The sequence below is a fragment of the Candidatus Chlamydia corallus genome (assembly GCF_002817655.1).
Taxonomy (GTDB): Bacteria; Chlamydiota; Chlamydiia; order Chlamydiales; family Chlamydiaceae; genus Chlamydia; species Chlamydia corallus.
Genome location: NZ_NWQK01000002.1, coordinates 225364 through 239069, shown reverse-complemented (window position 1 = coordinate 239069; position 13706 = coordinate 225364). Strand labels below are relative to the sequence as shown.

Below are 13706 nucleotides of genomic sequence, written 5' to 3'. Positions count from 1 at the left end.
GTACATTTGTGGCTCACTTTATGCTGGTGTGGCGGAATGGTAGACGCGGTAGACTCAAAATCTACTCTTAGCAATAAGGTGTTGGTTCGAGTCCGATCACCAGCATAATTCTTTCTTTTTTCAGGTTGCCAATAAATTGTTTTGTCGTTTTTCTTAGGGAAAACCAAAATAACACCCTGATTTCTTATGAATGAAAGAACCCTCTTGCTCTTGTTAAAAAAGAAGAAGGGCCTTTTCCTTGCCATTTTAGATCTTACGCAAACAGAGTCTTCTCTAACTACTGCAGAATTAGGGAAGGTATTACAACAAAAAAAAATTCTTCTTTCTTGCATCGATAGGGTAGATCTTCAAATCAAAGAGTTCCGCCATACCTTCACTTCCGTACTTCCGCAAGATATCCAAGAAGAGCTCGAAGAAATCCGAGAAGTACTTAATCGCATCCTAAATACTGATAAACTCAATTATGTGCAGAAAAAAAAGGAATTTGGTATTTATGAACGTTCCTGATTCCAATAACCTCAATCCTCCAGCCTATGAATTACTAGAAATCAAGGCTCGCATCACACAATCTTATAAAGAGGCGAGCGCGATACTTACAGCAATTCCCGATGGTATCATTTTACTTTCTGAAACAGGGATCTTCCTCATCTGTAATTCACAAGCACGTGAAATTCTAGGACTCAGTGAAAATCTAGAAATCCTCAATAAATCCTTTACTGATGTTCTCCCTGATACATGTCTTGGATTTTCTATTCACGAGACTCTTAAATCTCTAAAAGTCCCCAAAACTCTCAGGCTCTCTCTCTGCCAAGACTCTAAAGAAAAAGAAGTGGAGCTCTTCATCCGTAAAAATGAGATTACTGGGTATCTATTTATCCAAATCAGAGATCGGTCAGATTATAAACAGCTAGAAAATGCCATAGAAAGATACAAAAATATCGCTGAGCTTGGAAAAATGACGGCTACCCTGGCTCACGAAATCCGCAACCCCCTAAGTGCAATCGTTGGATTTGCCTCTATCCTAAAAAAGGAGATTTCCTCTGCTCGCCACCAACGCATGCTCTCCTCGATCATCTCTGGCACAAGATCTCTAAACAACCTTGTGTCTTCTATGCTAGAATATACAAAATCTCAGCCGTTAAACCTAAAGATTATAAATTTACAGGATTTCTTTTCTTCTCTTATCCCCTTACTCTCAGTTTCCTTCCCCAAGTGCAAGTTTGTAAGAGAGGGCTCACAACCTTTATTCAGGTCTATAGATTCTGATCGAATGAATAGTGTCGTTTGGAACCTAGTAAAAAATGCTGTAGAAACAGGAAACTCCCCGATCACTCTGACCCTCCATATATCTGGAGAGATCTCAGTAACCAACCCTGGGGTCATTTCTTCCGAGATCGTAGAGAAGCTCTTCACTCCGTTCTTCACAACAAAAAGAGATGGGAATGGCTTGGGACTTGCCGAAGCTCAAAAAATTATACGGCTCCACGGAGGGGATATCCACCTGAAACAGGGGGCCTCCACCGTGAGCTTCTCTATAACACTCCCTGCAATCCAAGCAGCCTTACCAGAAGAGCCGCTAATCAAAGTGAATTCTTGAATCGTTTACGGCGCTCATTTATCTTTTTCTATAAGATTCTTTAATCTTTCGATCTCCAATCTAAGCTGCGCGTTTTCCTCTCTTAATTGTTCAACCTGCTGCTCTAGGAAGGGCCTTACTCCAGCATCTTCTCGAACAGGAGAGAGAAGCCCCTCAAGTTCCTGGCATTTTTTCTGAGAAGCTTGGAAAGCAGCCACTGACTCTTCGTGCAGCTTGTCAAGATCTCGTAATGCTTGTTGTTGTTTAGCTATTTCGCCTCGAAGTTCCAGCAGTAGGTGTTCATTCGCATCAAGCTCAGTAACCTGTCGAGCCACTTCTTCATTCTTAGCATTCAGGGCCGCCATTAAACGTTCATTCTCTTTAAGGAGATACTTTATCTTCTGAGCTTCTTCACTGGAAGACTCTGCGATTACCCAATCGTCTTCTTCTCTCATAGTGGGTGAGATCGTTGCATGGAGACCTTGTAACGTTTTGCACAAATGTTCGTTCTCGGCCTGTACCTTCTCATATTGGTTTGCAAAAGATGTTACAGCATCTTCTAAGCTTTTTTCTTTCTGCGCTTTCTCTTCTTGAAGACGCTGATACTTTTGTTCCAAAACTTTGAGGGCTTGTTCAACTTTTTTTGCCTCTTCAGCACCTTCCCTGTACTCTTGAAGGAATGTAGTCAGGCGACGGATTTCTTGGGCTTGTTTTTCCTCTTTTTCTTCTTGTTCCCGTAATTTTCCTTCCCAACGAGCTTTTTTTGCTGTGGCATCAGCAGCGTCATTCACAACCTGCTCCTCATAACTTTGCACCGCGCGCCGTAATTTAGCGGCCTCGCTCCTCTTTGCTTCTAATTCCTTTAACAAGTTTTTAAGATCTAGTTGCTGTTCAAGGTATTTCAGTTTATATTCGCGATAAAAGAGAGAACTATTCGCAAAAGCAATGTGAGCGAGTTTCAATTGATCTTGTAATTTTTCTAATTTAGCCTTCGTGGCATGCAAAAGTTTCTCTTGTTTTTGGATGTCAGACCTCATCAGATTCCAATCTTCCATCTTTCGCAGTTGTCTAGCTAAAGCTCTCTCTATTTCAACCCTTGTTGCACGATCGATCTCTCCGGATTCAGAGATGCATTCTGCGAGTTCTTTGGTGTGGGCCTCTTGTATCTCCCGATAAGATTGGCGAATACGTTGTAAAAGACTTGCACACCTTTTCCTTTGGTCACTGATCTGGTTGTTTAAATCTTGCAACTGCTGCTGACTCAAACTTATTTCCGTTTCTATAGCAATGAGCTGTTTTTCTTCCTCTTCCGATCTAATTCTCAAAGTTCCTGCAATAAAGTTCTCGTAACTCCGATTGTTAAGTTCTAACTGATCAGCAACGCGACTACGCATTTCCAGCATTTCTATCAAAAGCTCATATTTCGTTACTACTTCGGTTTCTTTGACATTTACAGCAAACAAGCGATAGAGCATTTCCTCATTACAACGCAGCTTCCGATCAAACTTTGCAAGTCGTTCTTGGCAGCTATGAACTAGCTCTAGTACCTGAGGATCTCCAACTTCCTTACCATTTAAGAGAGCCTCTAAAAGAGATTGGCCAAGCACTTCTTTCATTTCACTTTGTAAATCTGCAATCTGAATATCTTTTAATTCAGGAGCTGAAGGGATTTCCTTTTTAGCAAATACTCGACAATCACAAAGAGATAAAAGTAAAGCTATAGCGAGTAGAACCCCTCCCAAAGCAATAACACTAATTCCGATAAACAAAGGAATTTCTGGGAGTAATACTAATAACAGTGCTCCTGCTACAATAGTTAAAAGAGCAAGAACGACAAGACTTACCTTAACAATAGTATGATTCCATCTGCACTGAATTGGTGCTACCGATTCCCCTCTTTCCTTGGGAGTCAGCGGGGAAAATAGGGAGTAGTCCTTGTTTATTATTAAACTAGGATTTTGATTTACTGGGGAGGGTTGGGTAGGTGTGGACATGTTGCTTCCTCAATCTCCGATTAAAAACAATTTGGACTAAGGATTTTATAACTTAATGAATACTAAATGCAACGATAAAATTATCTTTTTTGTTTTTTAAAAGGTGTTTTAATGAAATTTTTTTAAATTCTTTCTATTAAATAGAAAATTTTGCTTCATTTTTCGGGATTTAGTAGAAAGAAAAAATCTATCAATTTGGGGGGACAAAACATGACGATTAAAAAAATACTTATTGTTGACGATGAGCCTCTACTCCGAGATTTCCTATCGGAACTTCTTCTCTCCCGCGGATACACCCCCGATACTGCTGATAATTTAAGAAATGCTCTCCAAATGATCAAAACTCGAGAATATGACCTTATCATCTCAGACATGAGTATGCCCGATGGCTCTGGACTTGATCTAATCAAAACTATAAAGCAAAGCTCTCCACATACTCCAGTGCTTGTGGTCACTGCTTACGGTAGTATAGAAAATGCGGTAGAAGCGATGCATCAAGGGGCGTTCAACTACTTAACAAAACCCTTTTCTTCGGAAGCACTTTTTGCTTTTATCTCTAAAGCTGAGGAAATTAAGAATTTAGTCCACGAGAATCTCTTTCTACACTCCCAGACAACACTAGACTCTCACCCTCTGATTGCGGAAAGCAAAGCTATGAAAGATCTTCTTGCAGTAGCAAAAAAAGCAGCTTCAAGCTCAGCGAACATCTTCATTCATGGAGAATCTGGCTGCGGGAAGGAGGTGCTCTCCTTTTTTATCCATCATAACTCTACTCGAGCAAACCATCCCTACATCAAAATTAACTGCGCAGCAATTCCTGAAACTCTTTTAGAGTCAGAATTTTTCGGCCACGAAAAGGGGGCATTTACAGGAGCAACTACAAAAAAGGCAGGGCGCTTTGAACTTGCACACAAAGGAACCCTTTTATTAGATGAAATCACGGAAATCCCTGTGAATTTTCAAGCAAAACTCCTTAGAGCTATCCAGGAGAAAGAAATCGAACATCTCGGAGGAACAAAGACCTTGTCGTTAGATGTTCGCATCTTAGCTACCTCAAACCGAGATCTTAAAGAGGCTATCGATGATAAAAGCTTCCGACAAGACCTATACTACCGGTTAAATGTCATACCCCTGCACCTTCCGCCCCTAAGAGAACGACGCGATGATATTCTTCCCCTTTCTAACTACTTCCTAAACAAGTTCTGTCGCATGAACAATACCCCTCTTAAAACCCTTTCTCCTAGGGCTCAAGAGCTCCTTCTAAACTACCCCTGGCCAGGAAATATTCGTGAGCTTTCCAATGTTCTTGAACGCGTGGTTATCCTAGAGAATACCTCTCTACTCACTGAAGACATGCTGGCACTAACCTAACCCTCTAGGGGTTTTTCTTGTTTTTCTCAAGAGCGTGTGGTAAACTTGCTTGTTTTAATCTTTATATTCCTTAAGCACCGATAGCTCAATTGGATAGAGTACCTGGCTTCGGACCAGGTGGTTGGAGGTTCGAGCCCTCTTCGGTGCGTTAAATACTTTTTTTGAATGCTAATTTCTCCGTATAATAGAGCTTATGGAGAACTATTTCTTTTTATCTAATCTCCTGAAGCACTATTTAACCTTAGGAGATAGCATGAGATCTCATCGTAAACGCTTGCCATCTACAAGCTTAAACTCAGTCAGGCCCATGTCTACTAATGTAGAGATCACAACAAAAGCCTTTCGTCTCTCAACCCCTCTAAAAGAGCTAATCTTTGAGAAAAGCCACCATCTTCCTCCTATGGAGACTATCCATGTAGTGCTGACCTCACACAAAGATAAGCTAGGTACCGAGGTTCATGTTGTAGCTTCTCATGGCAAAGAAATCCTACAAACTAAAGTTCATAATGCCAACCCCTATACAGCTGTTATTAATGCTTTTAAGAAAATCCGTACGATGGCAAATAAGCACTACAATAAGCGTAAGGATAAGACCAAACATGATCTAGGTCTTGCTACAAAAGAAAACCGTATTGCAATACAAAAAGAAGAAGAAGATCACATCAGTGATGAGTGGCTACCTTTTGAAACCCTGGATGCCTGGGACTCTCTAAAAACCCTTGGTTATGTTCCAGCATCGGTGAAAAAGAAGATCTCCAAGAAAAAGATCAGTATTCGTATGCTATCTCAAGATGAAGCCATTCTCCAACTAGAATCCGCGCAAGACAATTTTCTAATCTTCTTGAATGAGCAAGAGCATAAAATCCAATGCATTTATAAAAAACATGATGGCAGCTATGTCCTTATTGAACCTTCCCTCAAACCAGGATTCTGCATCTGAGGACTCCAACCCGCAATCTCAAATCTTCGATCCCATCAGAAATCGGGAGTTGATTCCCACTCCCGAAGAGAAGGTCCGCCAAGGATTGCTCTTTTCTCTAATAAACACACTGAACTACCCTAAACAGCTCATCATCATAGAAAAAGAGCTGAAAACCCTCTTACCTCTGCTCATGGATAAAGGAACCCCAATCCCAAAACGCCGACCAGATATTGTAATCATCACTCCTCCGACATATACAGATCCTGAGGGAACAACACATAACCTAGGCGATCCTAAACCTCTATTACTTATCGAATGTAAAGCCCTGACCACGAACCAAAATGCGCTAAAACAACTCCTTAGCTACAATTACTCTATCGGAGCGACCTGTCTTGCTATGGCAAGTAAACACTCTCAATTGTCAGCCCTCTTCAATCCTAAAACACAAACTTTTGATTTTTATCCTGGTCTTCCAGAGTATTCTCAACTCCTTAACTATTTTATTTCTTTAAACTTATAGCTAATCTTCCATGCAGATCTGTGTTACTGGCCTCGTACTTCAAAGCCGTCCCTCAGGGAAAAATCATATACTTACCACGTTATTTACTCCTGACGGGCTCTTCACTTTTTTTGTGAAGCAAGGGCAAACCCTCCAATGTGACTATCGAGACACCCTTGTACCCCTATCTTTAGGGGAATATACCCTAAATCATAAGGGCTTGCGCCTTCCCACATTAATCCATGCAGAGATCCTAAATCTCTTCGAAGAAATTAAACAAACATATCCTCTGCTAGAGGCAAGTGGGAAAATGATTCAAGCCATTCTTGCTTCTCAATGGAAAGAAAAGCCCTCGCACAAGCTCTTCTCATTATTCTTAAATTTCCTCCATCGCATTCCTAAAAGCAGTAATCCAGAATTTTTTTCGGCCATCTTTGTACTTAAACTTCTCCAATACGAAGGAATCCTAGACCTGACTCCAGCATGTTCATTATGCAAAGCATCTCTACCCCACGCCTGCTACCGCTATCAAGGCCATAAGTTATGTAAGGAACACGAGCATAAACACGCCATCGCTATCGAAAAAGAAGAAGAACACATCTTGCAAGCTATCGTCCATGCTAAACAGTTTCGTGAACTTCTAACCATTGCAGAATTCCCAATTGCTATAACTGAAAAAATCTTTTATTTGTTTGATTCACTACAGGAGGAAAATTCCTCAAAAGAAATTCCTCCGAAGTTAAGTACCATGAAATCTTAAAACTTTCTAAAGCATGCAACCGATACTGCTGAAAGACATTTATAAGCTATCTAAATTTTAATAATGAATATGAAGTGTAGCGGTCGTTGCCATCAAATCTTAAGATGCGTGCCCCCATAGAAGAGTTGTGGTAAGAATTCTAAATAAAAACTTTAAGAGAAGGTAATCGTACCGCCCTCACTGGATACGTTAAATACTAACGTCACTTCAGATAATCCGACTAAATCATTATGGTATGTTTTATTCCATATGCCCCAACCCTGTTTTACAAAATTCCCTCCAATACAAACGTTTCCTTTTAAAGAGGTTTTTGTGTTTACAATTACACCAACATCTTCGGGAAGTTTTAAATGGATAGGTTCTTGCTGATTGGAAATGATAATTGTACCACTTTTGTTCCATTTGCCACGGAAATCCATATCCATCTTACAAGAACTACAAGAAAAATTTAGAGAAGAGAGAACAGGATAGACTCCCCTGCATTTAGCACGAAGATGACCAAAAGAACCTCTATAATTTATAGTCTCTAACTTAGGAAACTCTCCAGTCAGATTGAATTCAACACGCTTTTTCCTCTGTGCCTGGATTTCCATATTCTCCATATCAGGATAACTTTTCGAAAAATCAAAACGATGGGTATAAAAGGATTCTTCTTCAGAAAGCCAACAGGGAGCAGAGAGCAATTGATTCCCAAAGGAAGCCAAAGCAAAAAAAACAAAGACAAAAAATAAATATCGACAAGCGAATCTCAAATTATGATCTCCATACAAAAATAATCAAAAAATAAATATAAAGAAGGGGGACATCATGAAGTTATTGCGAAAGAGGGGACTCGAACCCCTAAGGAAAGCTCCACTACCACCTCAAGATAGCGCGTATACCAATTCCGCCACTTCCGCAAGAAGAAACTAGCTTACCGAGGCTATACCCTTTACCTCAAGAAAAAAAGTATTCCCCTATCATGAAAAATCAGATACATTGTCTTATAGATAGAAGGAGTTAAGCCTAGTTATGCGTTGCACTGCCTATTGTACAGCATCCGCTTACAATCTCCACGTCCTTTTTCACCTACTCAAACCTCGCTATCCTACCATTTTATCTAGAGAGTATGTTTTTGCAAACCTAGATAGTGCAAGTGCGCAGGAAAGCAACCAGTTAGCGATCTTTTTTCCTTTTGGAGTCGCAGTATTCTGGGGTTGGGAAGAGTCCGAAGAAATCAAATTTTTACAAACAATAATTACAGCATCGCCAGAAATCCTTCCTCAGCCCGAGATCGATTGTTATAATTTTCATTACGGAGATAAACTGCAAATCCGGAGGGACCGCCTCACTCTTGCTGACACTACATTAAATACAAAACTTGCCATTGCCTTTGGCCTGGCACAATCCGTAAAACTGACAACCTTCGAAACCACAATCTACAAAACTATAGAAGATTCAAAACGACTTCCCCAAGATCTTGCTACTAAAGGGAAAATCTCAATGTCTCGGAAAGCGATTGCGAAAAAAATTGGCAAACTCTTCCTTGATAAAGCCTCAGTAAACCTCCATTCGGATATATTGGACGAACCCGATTTTTTCTGGGACCATCCAGAAACACAGGCTATTTATCGTGACGTTCTAAGCTGCTTAGATATTGAGGCAAGGATCAATGTTCTTAACCATCGCCTGACGATCCTCGGAGATGTCTTAGAAATTCTTAATGACCAACTCAACCACCAGCACTCGTCATCTCTAGAATGGACAATCATATGGTTGATTATGTTAGAATTCTCTGTAGCTCTCCTCAAAGATGTTTTCAATGTCATTTAAATACTTCTTTCAACAAATCCCTCTACGTTTGTGTCTACTTATTATTTACCTCTACCAATGGCTGATCTCCCCCCTTCTAGGCTCCTCCTGTAGATTTTTTCCCTCATGTTCCCACTATGCAGCACAGGCCTTAAAATCTCATGGCTTCCTTATGGGGTGTTGGCTCTCTATAAAGAGAATGGGAAAATGTGGGCCTTGGCATCCTGGAGGCATCGACCTTGTTCCTAAGACGACTTTGGAGGAAGCTTTAGAACCTTGCCAGGAAAGAGACGGTTGTGAGTCAATCCATTTTTCTGAATGATTTTCTCCACAGGAATACCAAACCTCCTTGCAATCAACCATAAAGAATCCCCATCCTGAATCACATACTCTTCATCCTGATCTTCTGAAACACTACGAATATCTACAGTTGGGGTGGCCTGGCAAGCCTGTTCTCTACGCGGAGAATTTTGTAGTCGGGATAAGAAATTCTGACTATAGGGAGATTCTTTAGGCATAAGGCGAACTACCTTCTGAAGATCTTCATCAGAAAATTCATGCAAAACAAGATCGCTATCATGAACAAGCAATAGCAAGGCAGCTAAAGACTCCTCGCAAGCTAAATATGATTTTAATACCTTCTGACGTTGTGTAGGTGAAATGATCGTGGTACGGCTTTCTTCGTTACAAAATTCAAAGAAACGCTCAGCTCCGCAACGAATTACCATACGAGCTAACGAGGCGACTGAAGACGCCCGAATTTCCGCACCTACTAATAATGTACGCAAGTAAAGAAATTCTGGAGTCAAACAGAAGTGATAGAGGCAGTCTTCATCTACCCAACCTTCTTGTACAGTCTTTTCTATCATCAAAAACAAGCCCCTAGACGTATAGGGATACTTGTGGCGATACAAATAGTCAATAATGCCAGGAAATTCTTTATTATCAATATTCGGCAAAAGCCACCGAACTCCAGACCCTTGCAACTCCGTATAGGTCAAAGGCTTCGAAAGCACAGGAGTAATATCTATATGGTGGGAAGAGATGGCTATGCTCAAAGCCCAAAGTCTTATAGGCCTACCATAAACATAGCACTCATCTTTGAGTAGGGAAAATAAATCATCTAGAGGTGCTTGAGACAGCTTGTTTAGAAAATCTTCAGAAAGGTAGACCTTACGACTACTTTTAGCAATCAAAGGTCCTGAAAATAGATGCAGTTTGTAGATGTCTTTTCGAAATATGGCAGAGTAAAATAAGAGCAAAAAAAGCATATTCAATCCCAGACTGAGGATCAATACTTGCCAGAGCCACCTAGTTTTTCTTTTGAAAGCCATACATTTTGCGCCTAAAACTCAGTCCATTCTCTCGGATGAAAACACTTGCCACTATACACAGGTCATCGTAAAATCCCTCGTAAAAACAGCCTTGCGTTTATCATCCATGCGGATTCCCTTAACTTTACTGCAAACATACTTTTCAGAACCTCTTTCTACAAAGGAAATTTTAGAAGCCTGTGATCATATTGGCATAGAAGCCGATATCCTAAAAACAACCCCCCACCGATTCAGCTCTGTGGTCACGGCAAAAATTTTAGATGCCATTCCCCACCCCAATGCAGATAACCTCCGTGTAGCCACTCTTACCGATGGGAGAAAAGAGTACCAAGTTGTTTGCGGAGCCCCCAACTGCAACGCAGGGATAACTGTAGCCCTTGCTCTACCTGGGGCGCAATTATTTGATAGCGAAGGGAAAGCCTACACAATCAAAAAATCTAAACTTCGTGGTGTAGAATCTCAAGGGATGTGCTGCGGAGCAGACGAATTAGGCCTCGATGAACTACACATGTACGAGAGAGCTCTTTTAGAACTCCCAGAAACTACTCCTTTAGGTGAAGATCTTGCGACATGGTTAGGCAATACTTCTTTAGACCTCTCTCTAACACCAAATTTAGGTCACTGTGCTTCTCTGCTAGGATTTGCCCGAGAAATCTGCCATGTCACTCAGGCCAACCTTGTCATTCCCAACGAATTTTCTTTTGAAGATCTCCCAACCACAACGATAGAAATGGGTAGTGATCCTGATGTTTGTCCTTTGTTTTCCTATGTAGTCATTTCTGGAGTTTCGGCCCAACCCTCACCAATGAAACTTCAGGAATCCCTACAAGCTCTTAAACAAAAACCTATAAATGCGATTGTAGATGTTACAAATTACATCATGCTTTCTCTAGGACAACCTCTGCACGCTTACGATGCCAGTCAAATCGCTCTCAACTCTCTACGAGCAGAAAAACTCTCAACCCCCGAATCTCTAGTCCTATTGAACGGAGAAACCGTCCTTTTGCCCTCAGGAATCACTGTAGTCCGTGATGATACTTCTCTCTTAGGTCTCGGAGGTGTTATGGGAGGGAAAGCATCCTCATTCCAAGAAACTACAACCACGATAGTCCTCGAAGCTGCGTATTTTCTCTCTGCAGCTATCCGTGCCTCGCAAAAACTCCTTCCTATTCAATCGGAATCCGCCTATAGATTCACCCGGGGTGTAGATCCACAAAATGTTTTGCCAGCACTACAAGCTGCGATTCACTATATTTTAGAGATCTTCCCAGAAGCTAAAATCTCTTCTATCTATAGTTCTGGAGAGATTTGTCGTGAGCTAAAAGAAGTTGCTTTACGCCCTAAAACTTTACAAAGAATTCTAAAAGAGTCCTTCACAATAGAGACCATCTCTCACAAGTTGAATAGCCTAGGATTCTCCTCCACTCCAAAAGAAAACGCTGTAGTTGTGAAGGTACCTTCATACCGCCATGACATTCATGAGGAAATAGACCTAGTAGAAGAGATTTGCAGGACAGAATTTTGGAAGATAGAACATAAAAATCCTATAGCCTGCTATAGCCCGATATACACAATAAAACGTGAAACTGCTCGATTCTTAGCAAACGCAGGACTTCAAGAATTCTTCACTCCTGACTTATTAGATCCTGAAACAGCTTCTTTAACAAGAACAGAAAGAGAAGAAATCTCGCTTCAAGGCTCTAAACATGCAACCGTGCTACGATCCTCATTGCTTCCAGGATTATTAAAAAGTGCTGCTACAAACCTAAATCGCCAAGCTCCCTTTGTCCAAGCTTTTGAGATTGGCACCCTCTATGCAAAAAATGGAGCACAATATCAAGAAACGCAAACTTTAGGAATCCTCTTAACTGAAGATGGCGATTCAAGATCCTGGCTTCCTAAACCACCACCTCTATCTTTTTACTCTTTAAAGGGCTGGATAGAAAAGCTCCTTTACCACCACCATCTTTCCCTAGATACGTTTACCTTAGAGTGCAGCTCGCTATCTGATTTTCACCCCTACCAACAGGGAATTCTGAAAATACACAAACAGCTTTTTGCTACTTTAGGTAGGGTACATCCTGAGTTAGCGAAAAAGGCACAGATTAAATATCCTGTGTTCTTTGCAGAACTAAACGTAGATCTTCTATGCAAAGTGTTAAAAAAGACAACGAAGCTTTATAAACCCTATGCTATTTACCCTTCATCTTTTCGTGATATTACCCTGACAGCACCCGAAGATATGCCTGCTGATCTACTAAGAAAAAAACTTCTAGAAAAAGGCTCTAAATGCCTTGAAAGTGTAACCATTATCAGTATATATCAAGATAAAAGCTTGGAAACACGACACAAAAATGTCTCTCTACGCCTCGTATTTCAAGATTACGAGCGAACATTATCTAACCAAGACATTGAAGAAGAATACTGTCGTTTGGTAGCTTTACTTAACGAATTGCTAACTGAGACTAAAGGGACTATCAATTCATGAAACAACTACTTTTCTGTGTTTGCGTATTTGCAATGTCGTGTTCTGCTTACGCATCACCACGACGACAGGATCCTTCTATTATGAAGGAAACATTTCGAAATAATTATGGTATCATTGTTTCGGGTCAAGAATGGATAAAGCGTGGCTCCGACGGCACGATCACCAAAGTACTCAAAAATGGAGCTACCCTTCATGAAGTGTATTCTGGAGGGCTCCTTCATGGGGAAATTACCCTAACGTTTCCTCATACCACAGCACTAGATCTTGTTCAAATCTACGACCAAGGTAGACTCGTTTCTCGCAAAACCTTTTTTGTCAACGGGCTCCCCTGTCAAGAAGAGCTGTTCAACGAAGACGGAACCTTTGTGCTCACACGATGGCCAGACAACAACGACAGTGATACAATCACAAAACCTTACTTCATAGAAACGACATATCAAGGGCGTGTTATCGAAGGAAGTTATACTTCATTTAATGGGAAATACTCATCGTCAATCCAGAATGGGGAAGGAGTCCGTTCTGTTTTCTCTTCCAATAATATCCTTCTTTCTGAAGAAACCTTCAATGAAGGCGTTATGGTGAAATACACGACCTTCTACCCCAATCGAGATCCCGAAACGATTACTCACTATCAAAACGGGCAGCCTCATGGTTTGCGGTTCACCTACCTCCAGGGGGGAATCCCTAACACCATTGAGGAGTGGCGTTACGGTTTTCAAGATGGAACCACCATAGTGTTTAAAAATGGCTGTAAGACATCTGAGATTTCTTATGTTAAGGGGTCAAAAGAAGGTTTAGAGCTACGTTACAATGAACAGGAAATTGTCGCTGAAGAAGTTTCTTGGCGTAATGATTCTCTGCACGGCGAACGTAAAATCTATGCTGGGGGAATCCAGAAGCATGAATGGTATTATCGTGGGAGATCCGTATCTAAAGCCAAATTCGAACGGCTGAATGCTGCAGGATAGTTT

Annotated in this window: 12 protein-coding genes, 3 tRNA genes and 1 pseudogene; 12 read left to right on the top strand and 4 right to left on the bottom strand. The window is 41.0% G+C overall.

Annotated features, from left to right (window positions below):
- The first annotated feature begins 22 nt into the window (after positions 1 to 22).
- The 3 genes from CMV32_RS03555 to CMV32_RS03545 all read left to right on the top strand — a co-directional run bounded on the left by CMV32_RS03555 (position 23) and on the right by CMV32_RS03545 (position 1597).
- Positions 23 to 105 (top strand) — tRNA-Leu (locus CMV32_RS03555).
- Positions 106 to 186: 81 nt separating this feature from the next.
- Positions 187 to 507: a hypothetical protein gene (locus CMV32_RS03550; RefSeq protein ID WP_100934551.1), complete on the top strand. Its 321-nt coding sequence runs from the start codon at positions 187 to 189 to the stop codon at positions 505 to 507.
- Positions 494 to 1597, top strand: coding sequence for a two-component system sensor histidine kinase NtrB (locus CMV32_RS03545; protein WP_100934550.1), 1104 nt, complete (start codon positions 494 to 496; stop codon positions 1595 to 1597). Before CMV32_RS03550 ends, CMV32_RS03545 begins: the two co-directional genes overlap by 14 nt.
- A gap of 14 nt (positions 1598 to 1611) precedes the next feature.
- Here the strand turns inward: CMV32_RS03545 and CMV32_RS03540 are convergent, their stop codons facing one another.
- Complete coding sequence (locus CMV32_RS03540; protein ID WP_100934549.1) at positions 1612 to 3570, bottom strand: coiled-coil domain-containing protein; 1959 nt, start codon at positions 3568 to 3570, stop codon at positions 1612 to 1614.
- 210 nt (positions 3571 to 3780) lie between these two features.
- On the opposite strand from CMV32_RS03540, the gene CMV32_RS03535 reads away from it, so the two are divergent.
- From CMV32_RS03535 to recO, 5 genes and pseudogenes are all read left to right on the top strand, one after another.
- Entirely contained in the window at positions 3781 to 4941 is a 1161-nt protein-coding gene (locus CMV32_RS03535) for a sigma-54-dependent transcriptional regulator (protein WP_100934548.1), read from the top strand.
- A gap of 74 nt (positions 4942 to 5015) precedes the next feature.
- Positions 5016 to 5089, top strand: a tRNA-Arg gene (locus tag CMV32_RS03530).
- A 105-nt stretch (positions 5090 to 5194) separates the two neighbouring features.
- A complete protein-coding gene (locus tag CMV32_RS03525) occupies positions 5195 to 5881 on the top strand; it encodes an HPF/RaiA family ribosome-associated protein (RefSeq protein ID WP_100934668.1) in 687 nt (228 codons plus the stop codon).
- On the top strand, positions 5838 to 6383 hold the full coding sequence (locus tag CMV32_RS03520; protein ID WP_100934547.1) for a type I restriction enzyme HsdR N-terminal domain-containing protein: 546 nt from the start codon (positions 5838 to 5840) through the stop codon (positions 6381 to 6383). Before CMV32_RS03525 ends, CMV32_RS03520 begins: the two co-directional genes overlap by 44 nt.
- 10 nt (positions 6384 to 6393) lie before the next feature.
- Positions 6394 to 7154, top strand: a pseudogene (gene recO, locus CMV32_RS03515) (DNA repair protein RecO).
- Between the two features lie 120 nt (positions 7155 to 7274).
- Here the strand turns inward: recO and CMV32_RS03510 are convergent.
- On the bottom strand, positions 7275 to 7874 hold the full coding sequence (locus CMV32_RS03510) for a hypothetical protein (protein ID WP_100934545.1): 600 nt from the start codon (positions 7872 to 7874) through the stop codon (positions 7275 to 7277).
- A gap of 65 nt (positions 7875 to 7939) precedes the next feature.
- A tRNA-Leu gene (locus CMV32_RS03505) sits at positions 7940 to 8021 on the bottom strand.
- 112 nt (positions 8022 to 8133) lie between these two features.
- On the opposite strand from CMV32_RS03505, the gene CMV32_RS03500 reads away from it, so the two are divergent.
- A complete protein-coding gene (locus CMV32_RS03500) occupies positions 8134 to 8934 on the top strand; it encodes an RMD1 family protein (RefSeq protein WP_100934544.1) in 801 nt (266 codons plus the stop codon).
- Positions 8924 to 9235 (top strand): membrane protein insertion efficiency factor YidD, encoded by a 312-nt coding sequence (yidD, locus tag CMV32_RS03495; protein WP_100934543.1) that lies wholly within the window; start codon positions 8924 to 8926, stop codon positions 9233 to 9235. Before CMV32_RS03500 ends, yidD begins: the two co-directional genes overlap by 11 nt.
- Here the strand turns inward: yidD and CMV32_RS03490 are convergent.
- Positions 9159 to 10247 carry a LysM peptidoglycan-binding domain-containing protein gene (locus CMV32_RS03490; protein WP_100934542.1) on the bottom strand — a complete coding sequence of 363 codons (1089 nt, stop codon included), beginning with the start codon at positions 10245 to 10247 and terminating at the stop codon, positions 9159 to 9161. The genes yidD and CMV32_RS03490 overlap by 77 nt on opposite strands.
- 106 nt (positions 10248 to 10353) lie before the next feature.
- Between CMV32_RS03490 and pheT the strand changes: the two genes are divergently transcribed.
- Positions 10354 to 12735 carry a phenylalanine--tRNA ligase subunit beta gene (pheT, locus tag CMV32_RS03485; protein WP_100934667.1) on the top strand — a complete coding sequence of 794 codons (2382 nt, stop codon included), beginning with the start codon at positions 10354 to 10356 and terminating at the stop codon, positions 12733 to 12735.
- On the top strand, positions 12732 to 13703 hold the full coding sequence (locus tag CMV32_RS03480; protein ID WP_100934541.1) for a toxin-antitoxin system YwqK family antitoxin: 972 nt from the start codon (positions 12732 to 12734) through the stop codon (positions 13701 to 13703). Before pheT ends, CMV32_RS03480 begins: the two co-directional genes overlap by 4 nt.
- Positions 13704 to 13706 lie beyond the last annotated feature (3 nt).

Coding starts and splice junctions, on each gene's coding strand:
- CMV32_RS03550 (WP_100934551.1), top strand. CDS start 187: ATGAATGAAAGAACCCTCTTGCTCTTGTTAAAAAAGAAGAAGGGCCTT.
- CMV32_RS03545 (WP_100934550.1), top strand. CDS start 494: ATGAACGTTCCTGATTCCAATAACCTCAATCCTCCAGCCTATGAATTA.
- CMV32_RS03540 (WP_100934549.1), bottom strand. CDS start 3,570: ATGTCCACACCTACCCAACCCTCCCCAGTAAATCAAAATCCTAGTTTA.
- CMV32_RS03535 (WP_100934548.1), top strand. CDS start 3,781: ATGACGATTAAAAAAATACTTATTGTTGACGATGAGCCTCTACTCCGA.
- CMV32_RS03525 (WP_100934668.1), top strand. CDS start 5,195: ATGAGATCTCATCGTAAACGCTTGCCATCTACAAGCTTAAACTCAGTC.
- CMV32_RS03520 (WP_100934547.1), top strand. CDS start 5,838: ATGTCCTTATTGAACCTTCCCTCAAACCAGGATTCTGCATCTGAGGAC.
- CMV32_RS03500 (WP_100934544.1), top strand. CDS start 8,134: ATGCGTTGCACTGCCTATTGTACAGCATCCGCTTACAATCTCCACGTC.
- yidD (WP_100934543.1), top strand. CDS start 8,924: ATGTCATTTAAATACTTCTTTCAACAAATCCCTCTACGTTTGTGTCTA.
- CMV32_RS03490 (WP_100934542.1), bottom strand. CDS start 10,247: ATGGCTTTCAAAAGAAAAACTAGGTGGCTCTGGCAAGTATTGATCCTC.
- pheT (WP_100934667.1), top strand. CDS start 10,354: ATGCGGATTCCCTTAACTTTACTGCAAACATACTTTTCAGAACCTCTT.
- CMV32_RS03480 (WP_100934541.1), top strand. CDS start 12,732: ATGAAACAACTACTTTTCTGTGTTTGCGTATTTGCAATGTCGTGTTCT.